General features: G+C 40.4%; 16 protein-coding genes. 5 read left to right on the forward strand and 11 right to left on the reverse strand.

Going from position 1 to position 16,157, the window contains the following annotated elements:
* Positions 1-108: 108 nt before the first annotated feature.
* The 9 genes from ACFQV5_RS10905 to ACFQV5_RS10945 form a co-directional block, all read right to left on the reverse strand.
* Positions 109-1,131 carry a UDP-N-acetylmuramate dehydrogenase gene (locus ACFQV5_RS10905; RefSeq protein WP_379246583.1) on the reverse strand — a complete coding sequence of 341 codons (1,023 nt, stop codon included), beginning with the start codon at positions 1,129-1,131 and terminating at the stop codon, positions 109-111.
* 205 nt (positions 1,132-1,336) lie between these two features.
* A complete protein-coding gene (locus ACFQV5_RS10910) occupies positions 1,337-1,567 on the reverse strand; it encodes a hypothetical protein (protein WP_379246585.1) in 231 nt (76 codons plus the stop codon).
* A 47-nt stretch (positions 1,568-1,614) separates the two neighbouring features.
* Positions 1,615-2,565, reverse strand: a complete 951-nt coding sequence (rpoD, locus tag ACFQV5_RS10915) for an RNA polymerase sigma factor RpoD (RefSeq protein WP_379246587.1) — start codon at positions 2,563-2,565, stop codon at positions 1,615-1,617.
* Positions 2,566-2,750: 185 nt separating this feature from the next.
* Positions 2,751-5,012, reverse strand: a complete 2,262-nt coding sequence (locus ACFQV5_RS10920; protein WP_379246589.1) for a PAS domain S-box protein — start codon at positions 5,010-5,012, stop codon at positions 2,751-2,753.
* Between the two features lie 64 nt (positions 5,013-5,076).
* The gene (gene nagZ, locus ACFQV5_RS10925) at positions 5,077-6,381 is read right to left on the reverse strand and encodes a beta-N-acetylhexosaminidase (protein WP_379246591.1); all 1,305 of its coding nucleotides are present in this window, start codon (positions 6,379-6,381) and stop codon (positions 5,077-5,079) included.
* 64 nt (positions 6,382-6,445) lie between these two features.
* Positions 6,446-6,601, reverse strand: a complete 156-nt coding sequence (locus ACFQV5_RS10930) for a hypothetical protein (protein WP_379246593.1) — start codon at positions 6,599-6,601, stop codon at positions 6,446-6,448.
* Positions 6,602-6,806: 205 nt separating this feature from the next.
* Positions 6,807-7,655 carry a DegV family protein gene (locus tag ACFQV5_RS10935; RefSeq protein WP_379246595.1) on the reverse strand — a complete coding sequence of 283 codons (849 nt, stop codon included), beginning with the start codon at positions 7,653-7,655 and terminating at the stop codon, positions 6,807-6,809.
* Positions 7,656-7,992: 337 nt separating this feature from the next.
* Positions 7,993-8,352, reverse strand: coding sequence for a GIY-YIG nuclease family protein (locus ACFQV5_RS10940; protein WP_379246597.1), 360 nt, complete (start codon positions 8,350-8,352; stop codon positions 7,993-7,995).
* Between the two features lie 25 nt (positions 8,353-8,377).
* Positions 8,378-9,133 carry a DUF2087 domain-containing protein gene (locus ACFQV5_RS10945; protein ID WP_379246599.1) on the reverse strand — a complete coding sequence of 252 codons (756 nt, stop codon included), beginning with the start codon at positions 9,131-9,133 and terminating at the stop codon, positions 8,378-8,380.
* Positions 9,134-9,339: 206 nt separating this feature from the next.
* Between ACFQV5_RS10945 and ACFQV5_RS10950 the strand changes: the two genes are divergently transcribed.
* The 5 genes from ACFQV5_RS10950 to ACFQV5_RS10970 all read left to right on the forward strand — a co-directional run bounded on the left by ACFQV5_RS10950 (position 9,340) and on the right by ACFQV5_RS10970 (position 14,612).
* On the forward strand, positions 9,340-9,498 hold the full coding sequence (locus ACFQV5_RS10950) for a hypothetical protein (RefSeq protein WP_379246601.1): 159 nt from the start codon (positions 9,340-9,342) through the stop codon (positions 9,496-9,498).
* Positions 9,499-9,666: 168 nt separating this feature from the next.
* Positions 9,667-10,941 (forward strand): MFS transporter, encoded by a 1,275-nt coding sequence (locus ACFQV5_RS10955; protein WP_379246603.1) that lies wholly within the window; start codon positions 9,667-9,669, stop codon positions 10,939-10,941.
* A 266-nt stretch (positions 10,942-11,207) separates the two neighbouring features.
* Positions 11,208-11,921, forward strand: coding sequence for a polyphosphate polymerase domain-containing protein (locus ACFQV5_RS10960; RefSeq protein WP_379246605.1), 714 nt, complete (start codon positions 11,208-11,210; stop codon positions 11,919-11,921).
* 5 nt (positions 11,922-11,926) lie between these two features.
* On the forward strand, positions 11,927-12,628 hold the full coding sequence (locus ACFQV5_RS10965) for a DUF4956 domain-containing protein (RefSeq protein ID WP_379246607.1): 702 nt from the start codon (positions 11,927-11,929) through the stop codon (positions 12,626-12,628).
* 19 nt (positions 12,629-12,647) lie between these two features.
* A complete protein-coding gene (locus ACFQV5_RS10970; protein WP_379246609.1) occupies positions 12,648-14,612 on the forward strand; it encodes a CotH kinase family protein in 1,965 nt (654 codons plus the stop codon).
* 38 nt (positions 14,613-14,650) lie between these two features.
* On the opposite strand, the gene ACFQV5_RS10975 is transcribed toward ACFQV5_RS10970, so the two are convergent.
* The gene (locus ACFQV5_RS10975) at positions 14,651-15,247 is read right to left on the reverse strand and encodes a DUF4269 domain-containing protein (RefSeq protein WP_379246611.1); all 597 of its coding nucleotides are present in this window, start codon (positions 15,245-15,247) and stop codon (positions 14,651-14,653) included.
* Between the two features lie 14 nt (positions 15,248-15,261).
* A complete protein-coding gene (locus ACFQV5_RS10980; protein ID WP_379246613.1) occupies positions 15,262-16,077 on the reverse strand; it encodes a GNAT family N-acetyltransferase in 816 nt (271 codons plus the stop codon).
* Between the last annotated feature and the right edge of the window lie 80 nt (positions 16,078-16,157).

The following is a 16,157-nucleotide window of genomic DNA, read 5'->3' on the forward strand; positions in this document are numbered from 1 at the left end:
CGATTGTTATCTTAACTCCTGCGAAACGTCTGTAGGTATAATTCTATCTGATTATATCGTTAAATTCTACTTATTCCAATTACTTTACAATGATTTTAATAAAATACATCATACGAGTACAATTTCCGGCTCTGGAACAAAGCCAAACTTTCTCTCAATTGCTTCTGTAATTACATCCATCAGATACAGAATATCAGAAGCCTTTGCTTGGTTCTGGTTCAAAATCATATTTCCATGATGAGGAGATATAATTGCTCCACCATGTTCTAATCCTTTTAGATTAAGCTGCTCTACCAGCGATCCAGTCGCAACTCCATAATCGTAATTGTTCTTAAATACAGATCCGCAAGAAGGGTAGTCGAAATGCCGTTTACCTGTTCTGTATTTAATAACATCTAGCATTGATTGAGGTGTTGCAAAACCATTTCCTGCCAGCGCATGCACTTCCCCTAAGAAAAAAGAGAAAAAGTGCGGTAATGAAGAAGGATGATTTCCTCTGTCTTTCCATACAGGTACTAACGAAGACATATATTGAATCTGCTCTTCAGATTGAACAGGAACACTCAGATCCGCTCCTACAATAATCCATGGATGATGCTGAAAAATAGATTGCTTATAGGCAAAATCACAGGCTGATGAGTGAATCGATTGAACAGACAAAGACGGCGAAGATAGATCTATATAATATACGGTATCGATAATATCGCAGATTTGCCCTTGATTGTACTTGGCATTCATATAAATACCGGCCCCAAGACATCCTGGAAGTAAAAAAGTAAAGTCTAGCAAATCTGTCCCGCCACTAAGTCCCATAAGAGAAAGCATTGACATTGGAGTTCCAGCGGACACAAACCATTTACCACGATCCACTTTCAGTTCAGTAAATCTCTTAAGTGATATAAACACCATGTCTTTTGATGGTTGATCAGGAAATAATATATTGGATCCCATACCAAAGGTATACCACGGGAGCCCTTTTTGCTTGCAGTCCTGGTACAAAGCTGTCAGATCATCTATTGTTTCTGGCAGCGCCACATAGTTAGCTGCTCCTCCAATGCCATACGTAGAGTAGCTTGACAGCGGTATATCACGTAAGCATAACCGCTCTACAGCGGATGTATGTAAACTCATCGTTGCCATGTCACTCCTCTATCATTAATCGTGTTCAACGCGTTAAGATCATCATGATGATATCTATTCACGTTTCATAATTATGATGGAATCCCTTGACCCATGTCAATTCATTCTACCGCAGTTTTCATTGTCAATAAAAAACAGTCCCTTGAAATGAGCATCAAAGCTGCCCAGCCTTCAAGGAACTGCAGTTTAGGAAATGTTATGATTTAGGGGTGGAAATATCTCTCCATTCGACAACAAACTCTTCGTGGTCTGCACCCTCGTATTGACTATGCTCTTCTAATGCGTTCCCACATTCACAAGAGATTTGATCTGAGCCGTAATTATCTGTACCGAAAACGATTTGTTCCTTGCGATAATGCCGTTTCCCAGGCAGAACTGAATGTTCAGCTCCGCATTGCAAACATGTAATCAGAAATCCAGGTTTCATAACGTTTCAGCCTCCGCCTCATCAATTTAGTCAAGAACGGTACAAGACTATTCCAGAAAATCTTTTAAACGTTTGCTACGACTAGGATGTCTTAATTTGCGAAGTGCCTTCGCTTCAATTTGACGAATACGTTCACGAGTTACACCAAACACTTGACCTACCTCTTCTAGTGTCCGGGTTCTGCCGTCCTCAAGTCCAAAGCGGAGACGCAGTACATTCTCCTCACGCTCGGTCAATGTATCAAGCACTTCTTCCAATTGCTCTTTCAACAATTCAAAAGCCGCAGCGTCCGCAGGAGCGAGTGCATCATGGTCTTCAATGAAATCACCTAAATTCGAATCACTTTCTTCACCAACCGGAGTTTCAAGCGATACAGGTTCCTGTGAAACTTTGAGGATTTCTCTTACTTTTTCTGGACTAATGTCCATCTCTTTACCAATCTCTTCTGGCGTTGGTTCGCGTCCAAGATCCTGTAGAAGCTGACGTGAAATTCTTACGAGCTTGTTGATTGTTTCAACCATATGCACTGGTATACGTATAGTTCTAGCCTGGTCGGCAATCGAACGTGTGATAGCTTGTCGGATCCACCAAGTAGCATACGTACTGAATTTAAAACCTTTAGAATAATCAAATTTCTCTACAGCCTTGATCAGACCCATGTTACCTTCTTGAATAAGATCCAAGAATTGCATGCCTCGCCCAGCATAGCGTCTTGCTATGCTGACAACAAGTCGCAAATTCGCTTCAGCCAAACGACGTTTAGCCTCTTCATCACCATTATTAATTCTTTTTGCCAGTTCGATTTCTTCATCTGCTGAAAGAAGAGGTACACGACCAATTTCTTTCAAATACATACGAACCGGATCACTGATCTTAATACCTGGAGGAAGCGTTAGGTCGTCGTGTACCGAAAAATCTTCCGAAGGAGAACTCACTTTTTTCTCCGGTTCCGCAGCCTCACGTTCTATTGCGAAATCCGCATCGTGACGGTTTTCCATTCTATGCCCCCCTGTTGACATTTCTGATATTTTATGCTAATCTTAATTTAGATTATTATGACTTTAAGCCTATAATTATTTATCCGTCATTCTATCATATTAAAACTATGATTTCAACTTCTAGTTTATGTAAAGCCAACCGATCTCTTAAGAGATCGGTTTTTTTTGTTGACCTCAACCCGCTTTCAACCAAAAAACTGATCAATGACATCTACGAGCATAGCTCTCTTGATTGGCTTGCTAATATATTCATCCATACCAGCGGCAATACAGTGCTCCCTGTCGCCCTTAAGTGCATTAGCTGTGACCGCAACGATCACAGGAGCCTCATCCGAAGGAAACATCTTCTTGATCGCTTTCGTAGCCTCTAGTCCGTTTACTTCCGGCATCTGAACATCCATGAAGATAAGATCATAATGATTATACTGAACCTTTTCAAGCACTTCCATACCACTTGATGCAATATCTACTTGATGACCATCCTTCTCCAACATTTTTAGAATAACAACCTGATTCGTCTCGTTATCTTCACCAACCAAAATACGAAGATTCTTTCTCCGATCAGGAATAGAAACACCACAAGTAGTGTCAGTATATTGCATATCTTCTTTGGCACGATCAAACATCACTGTAAATTTAAAGGTTGCACCTGGCTTCGTGCTAGGCTCTAACCAAACTTGCCCATCCATTAACTCCACTAGTTTCCGGCTGATCGCTAAGCCCAGCCCCGTACCCTCATGCTTTCGAGTCATAAAGTGATCTAGTTGATAAAATGGCTGGAATAAGCCGCTTGCCTTTTCCTCCGGTATACCAATGCCTGTATCTTGGATTGTAAACTTCAATTGAACTCGATTATTAAACGACTCTCCCTCTTCAACACGAATGTTGACTCCACCAGAAAACGTAAACTTCAACGCATTTCCAATGAGGTTTATTAACACTTGCTTCAATCTGCCGGCATCACCAATCAGCACCTTCGGTATTTCTGGTGCTACCGTACATACCATGTCCAATTTCTTCTGAACAGCTTTAGGATTTAATAAGTCCAAAATTTCTCCAACCACTTCCTCCAGACGGAAAGGTTCATGTGCCAGTACAGTTTTACCGGATTCGATCTTCGAGAAATCTAGAATATCATTAATAATACTCAGCAACGACTCTCCGCTCTTCCGAATAATCTGAACATACTCTTTTTGCTCATCATCAAGTCCCGGGGAGTCCATCAGCAAATCTGTCATTCCGATAACTCCATTCATCGGAGTTCTAATCTCATGACTCATCATAGCCAGAAATGCACTCTTCGCACGATTTGTACTCTCTGCAGCTTCCTTCGCAATGAGTAATTTCTTCTGTTCTGTAATATCTTTTGCTATCACATAGAAGCCCACATTTTCACTATTAATGATAATTGGCGCTATCGTAGTCATCACTTCGATCAAATGACCATCCCGATGTTTAAAATAATTAATATAATTATCTTTTGGCATATCATTTAGTGAATTCTTAATAATTTTATTCAAGTTATGAACCCCTACAAAATGCGTCAAACTCATACCTGCCATCTCTTGAATACTAAATCCGGTAAGCTTCTCAGCCATCATGTTTCCATGTACGATATTCCCATTCAGATCAAGAGATATAACTGCGTCATGATTGTATTTTTTCAGAGAAGTATATCGTTCCACCGTTTCTTGGAGTTTAAGCTCCATTTCAATGCGCTCAGTAATATCTTGAATCGTGCCTATCATTTTTTCAGGTTTACCGTTTTCGTTATAAGACACGATTCCTTTGAGATGAAAATACTGAATTGTATTGTCATCGTGAAGCAAACGATATTGATAATTAAATGAACCCGCTGTCAACGCTCGGCGAAGCGCTCTCTCTAATTCTGCCCGGTCACTTTCAGCAACAAAATCGAAGATATTAAATGCGCTTAAATCAAGCTTGTCCGGGTCTATCTTACAAATACGATAAACTTGATCAGATAACTTAATCTGTTTAAGTTTCACATCCCATTCCCAGCTGCCAATCGCCGCGATCCGTTCCGCTTCATTCAATATATCTTCATTTCGTTTTCGTTTTGTAATATTAATAATATTGCTAATGTAATATAATGGTTCGTCTGAATCATCACGGACAAGAGACAAATAAAGCGATGCAACCATTTCTGACCCATCTTTACAAATAAAACGCTGTTCAATCTCATCATTTATGATATTGCAGTTATTTAAGCCGAACATATTATCTATACGATCCCTATCTTCAGGTGGAGAGATATCTTCAAATGAAATTCGCTGCAGCTCTGACTCCGAATAACCGAGCATTCGACACAAAGCAGGATTTACTTTCAGCCATTTGCCTTCCAAGGAGACGATGGCGACACCGATAGGCGCGTGTTGATACAAATATTTAAATATGTTGTTATGATCAATGGCTTCGCCGTTCATAAGCTACCTCCGTCCCTTTAGTTCAGTCTATCATTTATTTCAAAAGACGACTCTTATTTAAGTATTACGGTTTCAACCTACTCATTAACTGCTGAGCATCCTCATTCAGTTGCGTCACATCAGGACCTTTCACTGGATTATCATTGATGTTGTATTTATGTTTCAGACGTAATATGGTGAGCACCCGTTCATCTAAAATTTCCTCTGGGATCCGATTATTGTTTACAGCCTTTAGTAGAGATCTAATTACAGCTTCTTCCTTATCATATTCATGGCCAACAAGAACAATATTAGTCCCCGCTAAAATAGATCGAACTGCTGCCTCGCCTACGGTTATCTTACCATTATTAACAGCTCCCATGATCATATCATCGGTAATGACAACTCCCTTAAACCCGAGCTCTTCTCTTAAAAGATCTGTAATAACTGGTTTCGAATAAGAAGCAGGAGTGTCAGAGTCGATCTTCGACATTAGCAAATGGCCAACCATAACAACGTCAGCACCTTGGTCAATTGCCTTCTGAAACGGAACAAGCTCCAGCGTACGGAGTCGATTCAGGTCATAGTCTACTACGGGCAAGCCAAAATGGGAATCTACAGATGTATCACCATGTCCAGGAAAATGTTTGACAACGGAAACCACACCCGTTTCCTGAATCCCTTTCATTGCAGCTATGCCTAACTTTCCTACACGATCTGCGCTATTTCCAAATGCACGATCACCAATTACAGGATTGTCGGGATTGCTATTGACATCGAGCACAGGAGCAAATGCCATATTCAAACCAAAGCCCGTCAGCCTTAGCCCGATATGCTTGCCTATTTCTGTAGCTATTGCAGGATCATTCTGTTTACCAACGAGTCCGCTGGATGGCAAACGCGGAAATGATTCCGGCATTCGCGTAACTCGTCCTCCCTCTTCATCGATACTCATCCAGAGCGGAACCGGATTATCCGAATTTGCTTTCTTTAGGCCATTAAACAACTTAACCGCTTGATTAGTATCTTCTATATTATCTTTGAAAAAGATAAATCCACCAACATGATATGTATCAATCAGTTTACGTGAAGAATGATCCACCGAGGTGCCCTCCATGCCTACGATGACCAGTTGACCCACTTTCTCTTCCAAAGTAAGCTCTTCGAGCAGCTTAAGTTCTGGATCATTCACTAAATCGGTTTCATTGCTCGTTGAGCTCTCTATTACTACTTCTTCTGAGTCTTCGTGCAACTCCTTAGGATCATTGCTTGTGTCTGTCTGGGTCGGTACCAGTGTATCTTTAGCACCCGTATCATAGCCATCTTCACAACCGGTGATTAATACAATCAGTAAACCCATAAACAATAAAATATATGTATATCCCTTCATGCCACACATTCCTTCCTCACATCTAATCCGAAGAAAAGCCGCATTCTGATGCGGCTGCAATGGGTTATTGTATCAAACCAAGCTCTCTAGCCTGCTCTTCAGTTAAAATAAACTGCTCATTGTCCCACAATTCATCATCTTTATTCAAACCAAACATGATCATAATCTCATCCCAAACTTTTTTCTCCATCGCTTCATGTTGACTGATCATAATCTTCATAATGTAACTCCCTCTAGCTCCATGTATCCTTGATGTGCAACTCGCATTTCATCGCCTCCTATTACACATACAACACATATCCTAAGTTAGAAACGACCATTTCATGTATACTACCATAAAATCATCTGCCCTCTCTCTAAATACAGATAAAAAAAACAGCCCGACAGAAGTATGCAGGCTGCTTAGGGGTTGTATTTAGATGTATTTAAGAAAAAGAAGGCTGGTTTTTGATCCATGACATGGCAATCGTTCCTTCGCCTGCTAGAAGACCAACAACAGGTATAAATGTCATGACCTCAGTCTTCAGTAATGGATGTAATTCTGTTAGTTCTTTTTCTATAATTCTTGCCTCTTCTATGTTATTCGCATGCATGATACATACCTTTTTAATTTTCTGAATATCTTCTTTTACAATATCCACCATTTTTTGTCTAGCCTTCTTGAAGGTCCGTATTTTTTCCTCAACGATAACTTTCCCTTCTTCAAAACGCAGTAACAAATGGATTCGCAGCAAATTACTCAATAGTAATTGTGTACCCGACACTCGACCGCTGCTGTGCAGACGGTTTAGACTTGCCGGTATAACATAAAAAGACGTACTTTGGATAATTTCTTCAATCTTTTCCTTAATCTCTTGAGCTGAATGTCCCATCTTATGCCACTCTATACCAGCAAGAACCATTTCACGTAAAGGGAACGCTCCGAATTTCGAATCAATCCCAATCACAGGAACTTCAGCAATCACCGCTGCCTGTATCGATGTATTAAAAGTTCCGCTTAACTCTGAAGAGCAATGGATTGCAATAACATCATCATATTTGTCTTTTAATGACTCATAAAGCTCAATAAATTCACCAATGGGTGGTTGAGAGCTGCTCACTTTAGACTCGTGGCGCATTTTTTCATAGAAGTCATCTGCCGATACATCAACACTTTCTCTATACGTATCTTGGCCAAGAATAAGGCGCAAAGGCACAATATAGATGTGATTTTTTTTGGCAAACTCTGGGTCTATGGTACTTGTGCTGTCAGTAACCCATGCTATGGATCTCATTTCTGATCACGTCTCACTTTCGTGTAGTTCAAACATTAATGTTAGTAAATATAGTAACCGTTACTCAGAATAATATATCAACCTCATCCACTCATGCAAATGGAAGTAATTATCCATTTACTATTCCCCTTATTTCCATGTTCATCACAAAAACTTTGATGAATATGCTACAGGTGATCCTCAAGCTTAAAGTATAAGTGGGAATGTCGTTAATCGATATGCTTAATGACGTTGAAAATACGGACAAAAATAGTCCTTAAGCATTAATTTAACATAAATAAGAGCTTCCCTCCAATCTGATAAAGACTGAAGAGAAGCTCTAATAACTTAATCGTTTTTATTTGGGCTTAACTGGATTATAACCATGTTCTCCAAAAGGTTGTAATTCCGAAATCCAGTGTTCTTCCCTTTTACTCACCACATCTTTCAGATTATAAAAAGGATCTTCCTCAGGTTTGATGACTTCTAGAACTTCAAATACAAAAGCATCTTCCCCATATTCATTCCACTCTTTCTGCATAACTTTGTTATAGCTTGTTCCCATCTGAAGCTCAAATCGCTTACCATTCATCGTCTTAAGATTAGGTGTGCCTACAACCAAAATTTTACCGTTTTTCGTATTCTTAATCTGATAAACACCTGCTTCAATTTTGACTTCCTTGTACATCTGAATTAATTCTTCTCTCCGGTTCTTCATTATTTCTCCTCCTGGTCATAAAAAGTTACGATATCAGCCAGTACTTACTACCGTCCGGTTCCCGGTCGATAAAACCGTACTCGATTAAGAAACGTCTGACCGTAACATAATCATCGTAGGCACCCTTTAATATTTCGTTTATTTCTGGCTCTGTATAAGTTTTCCCTGGCTGAAGCCTCTTTGCGATTTCACGTAAAACGACATAACGCTGCTTCTCTTTCAAATTAAACTTCAACAGCTTTCCGTTCGTACCCGAAGGAAACAGTTTACTCAAAATGGAAGCTTGTTCTTCCTCCGTGACATTGTATCTATCATCAATCATTTTGGCGGTTTTGTGCAAAGGGACAAAGGAGGGGGCGTGTTCATCTCTTTCCTTCAGCAGCTCCATCAGCGTTAACAGCACCTTGGCTTGCCGCTCCTTCTCTTTTAACGCAAAACGATGATTACGGATGGTTGATGCACTTCCAATCCCCGTTTCTTGCTGTACCTCAGCATCGCTTTTCCCTTGATAGAATAATTGCAATAATCGACTCTGATGATCTGTAAGACCTGTTAACTTTTTATCCAAGCCAGTCAAGTATTCAAAGACAGATCCGTGCTCACGTTCCACGTGCAGCGCCATATACCGTTGTGATTCATACAATTTATCGTTGTCCGGATAAATGATTCCTTTCTCGATCCCGCTTCCGCAGAGCAGACATACCCAGCCATGCTCTTCCTCAATATAGCCACGCTTCAATTCTTCAATTGATGCGTTCCAAAAACGATCATGCAGCTCCATTAACAAGACAACTCCCAGTTTTGTTTGTTATTTTATAGATATTTTATTATTCCGTCTATAAAATGTCAAACATGTTACAATGGAAACGATATTTTCTCATCATCGTTTGCTTTAAGTAGATGTTTCTTTGATCGAAGATCGGGTATTTCTTATACATACCGAACAATATTACATTTAGAGAACATACTTTGAAGGAGGTAATCAAAATGAGGAAAGCTCTTTGGACCGCTGCAGGGGTAGGAGCAGCGTATCTGTTACGTAACAAAGACAGTCGCCAAAAATTGATGGACCAATTTCAAACGCTTAAAGGTAAATACTTGTCAGATAAAACTAAAACTAGAACCACGAATCAACCAGAGGTCTAATTAAAGATAGTTGTTTAAATGTAAATGAGCCTTTCCGTAAAGCGGAAAGGCTCATTTTGTGTATGCTCCAACGTATTGTAAACGCTTATTATCTAGAAGATTTATCCTTTATAGGCAGCTAATAAACTGCTAGAATATAGAGGTTGCTGCTGAAAAGGAGGTATTTGCGTGCGAATCATACAACAGTCAGCAAAAGAATGGAGAAATTGGCCAAGAAACATCAAGCTTTTTTTTCTAGCTAATGTGCTGTACCAGGTGGGTACCGGTATGTTTGGTGTTCTATACAATTTATACATAAAAGGTTTAGGTTACGCCGATTCCATGAATGGAACCGTCGTCAGTGTCCAATCTTTAGCAACAGCACTTTTGTTTATTCCTATTGGTTTTTTGGGTGACCGAGGAAGTCGAAAAAAAATCCTTGTGATGGGTGCCCTCCTTAGTGGTATTGGGCTAATGGCCCGATCTTTATTGGAATCAGAATTTAGTATGCTTGGCCTTGCCGTATTTACAGGATTATTCTCTTCCTTCTTTCAGGTCTTAGCCATTCCTTTTCTGGCCGAGAATACCGTAAAATCTGCACGCATGCGAATTTTTAGCTTTCACGCTTCTCTCGTACTTGCAGCTCAAGTCCTTGGAGGTATGGGGGGAGGATTTTTGGCAGACTTCATACAATTATTCGGTGTAGAGCAGGTGCTAAGCCTTAAAATTGTGTTGATGATCGGCGGAGCTAGTACTTTTGCTGCGTTTATCCCGTTGCTATTCACTAACGATTCCAAATTACAGGATAACGTGAAGCTTGAACCAGTAGTGATTCCAGAGAAGAAAAATACTGGTAATCTTCGATCTGATTTTAAGATAATTGGTCAATTCGCCTTGGCTCAGCTTTTGATTGGGTTAGGTTCCGGTCTGGTGGTTCCTTATCTTAACCTGTATTTTACGAACCGTTTCTCGGTATCTATATCTGCTGTAGGCATTCTTATCTCGCTGGGACAAGTGATGACCATTGTATCTATGCTGATCGGTCCTTTCCTTGTAAATAGAGTTGGAGCAGTTCGGGCTGTTGTCAGTTTTCAGATTCTGTCGCTGCCATTTTTACTGCTGACGGGTTTCACAAACATTTTTGGTGTCGCAGCGATCGGTTTCTTATTCCGGCAAGCATTGATGAATGCAGCTAACCCAATTCAATCTTCCATACTTATCGACCGGGTTCCTGATCACCGAAGGGGGATTGCCAACTCGTTCACACAGACTGCCTTTATGCTAGGGTGGGCAACTATGGGACCTGTACAAGCAATGCTTGTCACCAACTACGGAAATTACTGGGGCTATGCCATTACATTTTGTATAACAGGAACACTGTATGTGGCTTCGTCTCTCCTTTACTTCTGGATGTTCAGAGAACGTAAACAAAAAAGTATTGCACCAATATCTCCTGCACTTTAAATAGAAAAAAGCGGACTGACTTATGTCAATCCGCTTTTTTTTTGCAATTCCCCTATTCTTCCGATTACCGCACCCATCTAAGTTATGAATTAAGGAGTAAATATTTTACTCCAGAAGTGTTATCGCTATATTAACTTTCAGTTTTCTTTCAGGTGTTCTTAAGAAAGAAATCAGGAACGGCTGTTAGTATGAACTCCATGACAAGCACTATGGTCCAGGATGAACGATCCATAGTGTACATTTTAAAGAGAAAACGAGGTGAATTAATGAAAACGAAACTGAAGTATCGAAATGAGTTGAAATTTTTTGTGAATCAACATCAACATCAGATTATCTCCAAACGTCTGAGAAATTTGGTATCTGCTGATAAGCATGCAGGTCCTTCAGGTGAATATCATATCCGCAGCTTATATTTTGATGATATTAACAATAAGGCCCTTCATGAGAAACTAGGCGGAATTAGAGACCGGGCGAAGTATCGAATCCGAATCTACAATGTCGAGGATACCACGATTCATTTCGAGAAAAAAATTAAGTTCAAAGACTTTATTGCTAAGGTCAAAGAGCCCCTCACTCGGGAGTTGACCGATCAGATTATCGCAGGCAATTTCGAAGGCTTGTATCAGCCGGACAAGCCTCTTTTTATGGAAATTTACCATGAAATGAAAACGAATCTGCTAAGACCAAAGGTCATTGTGGACTATGTACGGGAGCCTTATGTTTGTCACCACGGAAATGTAAGAATCACATTTGATAAAGAGCTCCGGAGCGGGCTTCACTCCGTTGACCTATTCAATAAAAATTTGGATCCTGTGCGGGCGATTGATGAGAATCTCATGATTATGGAAGTCAAATACGACGAATATTTACCCGATTATATCAAAGTGGCGCTGCAGCTAGAGGGACTGAATAGGCAATCCGCTAGCAAGTACGTCATCTGCAGAAAATTTCTGAAATATAACACTTGGGAGGATTATTAAAATCAATGAACACCACTACCAATGAAACAACAACTAATTTTTCTGATATTCTAAAAAAATCAGTAATGGAAAATTTCGTATCTGATATTAGCATATCCAAGATTCTAATTACACTTGGTATTGCTTTTGTAATTGGTCTCTTTATCTATCTACTATATAAACGTGTATTCAGTGGCGTATTGTATTCCAAAAGCTTTAATGTATCCCTAATCGGTATGACGATGATCACAGCTATGGTCATCATTGCTATCAACTCTAACCTCGTACTGTCTCTCGGTATGGTCGGTGCATTGTCTATTGTTCGTTTCAGAACACCTATTAAAGACCCAACAGACCTTATCTTCTTATTCTGGGCTGCAGTTGCTGGTATTGTGACAGGCGCAGGTTTCTATACTTTGGCAGCCGTAGGCTCCATTATTATCGGTTTAATTCTGTTCTTCTTTATTAAGAAAGCTTCCGTAGAAACACCTTACCTGCTTGTCATAAATTGTGACAATGATTCCAGTGAACAAGAAGTTCATAAACAGATAAGTAAAGTAGTTAAGCGTTACAATGTGAAACAAAAAACGGTAACAAGAGATAACATTGAAATCACGCTGGAAGTTCGTCTTCAGGACGAGGAAGGCCGCTTTGTAAATCAAATTTCGGAGCTGGGCGGTGTTAAGAACGCAGTACTGATCAGCTACAGCGGCGATTATGTATCCTAAGACAGGCGGTGTCAGGACGATGAAATCCAAATTTAAACCCGTTCTTATGGGCTTCTGCAGCCTGCTGCTTCTGTTTAATATAACGGGCTGTAGCTCAAGTGTTGCAGGGACAAACACGGACGATACAGGTACCGTTTCTAATGAAACAATGAAACTTCAAGAGGTATTTCCGAAGGACAAAGTTATTGATGTAAAAATAACTATAGATGAAGCTGATTTTCAGGACATGCTGGATAACGCAAGCAAAGAGGAATATAAGGAAGCTTCCGTCAATTACAACGGACAACAATTTGATCATATTGGTATCCGTACTAAAGGGAATTTGAGCCTTCGAAGTGTAGTGGGTTCAGACTCTGATCGATACAGCTTCAAACTTTCTTTTGACGAGTATGTAAACCAGCAATTCAATGGCATCAGTAAAATTAACCTTAATAACAATTACAGTGATGCCTCATACATGCGTGAATTCTTGACTTATGAACTAGCAGAGTCAGTCGGTCTTCCGACACCTGGTTACTCATTCGTCAATGTATATGTGAACGACGAACTCTGGGGCTTTTACTTAGCCGTTGAACAGATCGATGAAGCATATCTCAATCGAAACTTTGGAAATTCAACAGGTGCTTTGTACAAGGCTGAAATGACCGGTAGCGGTAGTGATTTAAGCTGGCTTGGAGATGATATCGATTCGTATACTGGACTTGTTATGAAGTCCGAAAAATCGAATAATGATATCTTGATCGATATGCTGGATGAGCTGAATAACGGCACAGATTATGAAAAGGTATTAAATGTGGACAATGCCTTGAAATATATCGCATTAAACGTAGCAGCCTCCAATATGGACAGTTACCTCGGATCCAACAAACAGAACTACTATCTGTATGAGGATAACGGTATTTTTAATGTTCTTCCTTGGGATTATAATATGGCTTTCGGTGGTTTCGGAGGTTCTAATATCTTAATAGACGAGCCAACACAAGGCGCTGTAGCTGAACGCCCTCTCATCGCTAAGCTTCTGGCTGTAGATGAGTATAAGGAACAATATCATCAGATACTCAGTGAAATGATTAATGGATATTTGAAAGAAGATACTATTACTGCAAGAATTCAGGAATTGAAAGAACTGATTTCTTCCCATGTAAAAAATGATCCGAGACCATTCTACTCTTATGAAGAATATGAAAAAGCTATTCCTACACTCACCAATTTTATAGTAAGCAATAATGAAAGCATTGAAAAACAATTGGATGGAACCAGCCCCTCCTCAGGAGACGGCAGTGGTAGCGGTGGCGGAATGGGGTTTGGTGGTGGAAACCGTGGCATGGGTAAGGGCATGAACGGAGATCGCGCCACAGGCGGCAATACAAATAACCAATCCAATACCAACAATGCCGCTAGTGCTCCTGGAGATGCTAATACTGCTGGTACAAACGTATCGAATGAGAACGCGGATGCTAATGGTCAGACAAATCCGCCTACGCCACCAGAAGGTATGCCAACAGGAGAGATGCCTTCAGGGGATATGCCTCCTGAAGATATGCCTTCAGGAGATGCTCCAACTGGGAATGCTCCAACAGGAGATATACCAACTGATGCCAATGGCACACCACAGATGCCTACAGGTGGAAATACAGGTACTGAACAGAATAATAACGCTGATTCAAACACAGCGAATAACTCAACTTCAACTACCACACCTAACGCGGCTGAAAATCAAACAGAGAATTCGCAAACCGGACAGCAGAACGATCAAACAGATCCGTTCGGTGGTAACATGGGCAACATGAATATGGGGCAAATGGGCGGCCAAAGACCCGAAGGAGGATTTGGTGGCGGCGGGGGCTTTAGACCTGATGGTTTTGGCCCCGATGGAACAGAACAACAAGGAAGCACTCAAGAAGCCATTTATACGGGAATCGCAATAATCCTACTTCTTTTGTCTGGCCTGTTTGTCACTCTGTACAAACGTAAACGACTATAAATTTAAATCACATGTATTAAAAAGAAGAATCTCCTCAATCATTGGGGAGATTCTTCTTTGTTTACAACTATGTAATCCTTATTCACTACAAATTCACGAAGCCTATCATCAGACCATTCCGATAAGACAAGCAATTGCTCATACGGATCACCATCTAAGCCAAGCATCTTAGCAAATGCTGGTTCTGTCTTGATTCCGGATCGTTTAAGTTTAATAATGCTGTGACGAGCTTCATCACCAAGAATGGATAAAATACGGTGCTCTACAACCATATGCCTATATCCATTCTGCAGCTTAGTTGAAATAGGCTGAGCAAACAACTCAAAGGGCCATTCTTTATAAGTGAATTGAACAACTAGGCTTTCTAAGTCATCATTTGAGGAATAAGAAAAATGCAACTTGTGTGTATCACCTAATCGTTCTTTTATCACTTCCCTGAAGTATCTCAAATCCGATACGTAACAAATAACGTCCAGATCACTCTCCGGCAGATCAATCGCTAAAGGTATAGTCCCTACCAAAATCGGATCGAACTCGCGCAGCTTTTCCATGAGTTGCAACTCTGTCATGATCTTATACACTTCCTGCTGCTTCTGATTACCAAACTTTAAATAAGTAAGCTCATTAAAATTCACATTATTTATATTCATTAACCCCTTTCAGTCCATGTTGTTCTCACATACCCCAGCTTCATTCCTACCCTATCCATATTGCGATGGCTCTGAGATAGGAATGCACATTGACTTACAGCGAGCCGGCAGTTTTTCATTACAGCCTCTGTCAGACGTTTTCTGAGTAGTGCCTGCTGTAAACCTTTCCGTCTATGGTCAGGTACAGTAGCAGCAAAGGTTAAAGAAGCTATTTCACCCTCGATATACATCACTCCAGTTGCAACAGGCTCGCCATTGGTATAAACCATATAGAACTTCCATCCTGGGCGATCGTATAGCACTTCGTTGTTTCTTGCTACAGAAGGAATGCCCTGCAGAGGCAATCCCGTCCCAATACAATGAACAGCAGCATACTTCTCAAACTCCCCTTGTTCGATTGGAACGATATCAATACTGGGATCCACTTCTTCTGTTCCCAATTCTATCTGCTTATACATTGAAGTATGAAAGCCAGAGTGATATAAGCCTTTCTCAGCTAATACCTTCAACAACTCCGAATCGACAAGAGAAGGTACAATTTCAATCTGAAATTTACGTTCCTTCGATTTATAAAATCGAAGGATCTCCTCAATGTATGGGATATCGGCAGTTCGAATTCCTTTCACCGTGTTAAACGAAGTCCATGGCATCGTTTTACTATATAAACATACAGCATTGCCTATTCGCTCGATCTCAACACCTTCCGGATTATGATCTCTTTCTTTAATAGCTGTCATGCGATCTATCATGTAATTCATTTCAGAAGACTCGATATCAAGTATAAGCTGCTCTGTCGGGACTGATAGTAACTTCATTCGTATTCAGCTCCTTCGATTAAGATACATATTAAACAGGCGACTCGGAGGATTCATCCAGTAGTCGCCTGTTTTCATAT

Origin of the sequence: Paenibacillus sp. GCM10028914, assembly GCF_042666275.1 — a bacterium.
GTDB lineage: Bacteria > Bacillota > Bacilli > Paenibacillales > Paenibacillaceae > Paenibacillus_AQ.

What these genes read in the sequence shown, in the direction of transcription:
- ACFQV5_RS10905 (WP_379246583.1), bottom strand. Translation starts at nt 1,131, where the DNA reads ATGAGTTTACATACATCCGCTGTAGAGCGGTTATGCTTACGTGATATA.
- ACFQV5_RS10910 (WP_379246585.1), bottom strand. Translation starts at nt 1,567, where the DNA reads ATGAAACCTGGATTTCTGATTACATGTTTGCAATGCGGAGCTGAACAT.
- rpoD (WP_379246587.1), bottom strand. Translation starts at nt 2,565, where the DNA reads ATGGAAAACCGTCACGATGCGGATTTCGCAATAGAACGTGAGGCTGCG.
- ACFQV5_RS10920 (WP_379246589.1), bottom strand. Translation starts at nt 5,012, where the DNA reads ATGAACGGCGAAGCCATTGATCATAACAACATATTTAAATATTTGTAT.
- nagZ (WP_379246591.1), bottom strand. Translation starts at nt 6,381, where the DNA reads ATGAAGGGATATACATATATTTTATTGTTTATGGGTTTACTGATTGTA.
- ACFQV5_RS10930 (WP_379246593.1), bottom strand. Translation starts at nt 6,601, where the DNA reads ATGAAGATTATGATCAGTCAACATGAAGCGATGGAGAAAAAAGTTTGG.
- ACFQV5_RS10935 (WP_379246595.1), bottom strand. Translation starts at nt 7,655, where the DNA reads ATGAGATCCATAGCATGGGTTACTGACAGCACAAGTACCATAGACCCA.
- ACFQV5_RS10940 (WP_379246597.1), bottom strand. Translation starts at nt 8,352, where the DNA reads ATGAAGAACCGGAGAGAAGAATTAATTCAGATGTACAAGGAAGTCAAA.
- ACFQV5_RS10945 (WP_379246599.1), bottom strand. Translation starts at nt 9,133, where the DNA reads ATGGAGCTGCATGATCGTTTTTGGAACGCATCAATTGAAGAATTGAAG.
- ACFQV5_RS10950 (WP_379246601.1), top strand. Translation starts at nt 9,340, where the DNA reads ATGAGGAAAGCTCTTTGGACCGCTGCAGGGGTAGGAGCAGCGTATCTG.
- ACFQV5_RS10960 (WP_379246605.1), top strand. Translation starts at nt 11,208, where the DNA reads ATGAAAACGAAACTGAAGTATCGAAATGAGTTGAAATTTTTTGTGAAT.
- ACFQV5_RS10965 (WP_379246607.1), top strand. Translation starts at nt 11,927, where the DNA reads ATGAACACCACTACCAATGAAACAACAACTAATTTTTCTGATATTCTA.
- ACFQV5_RS10970 (WP_379246609.1), top strand. Translation starts at nt 12,648, where the DNA reads ATGAAATCCAAATTTAAACCCGTTCTTATGGGCTTCTGCAGCCTGCTG.
- ACFQV5_RS10980 (WP_379246613.1), bottom strand. Translation starts at nt 16,077, where the DNA reads ATGAAGTTACTATCAGTCCCGACAGAGCAGCTTATACTTGATATCGAG.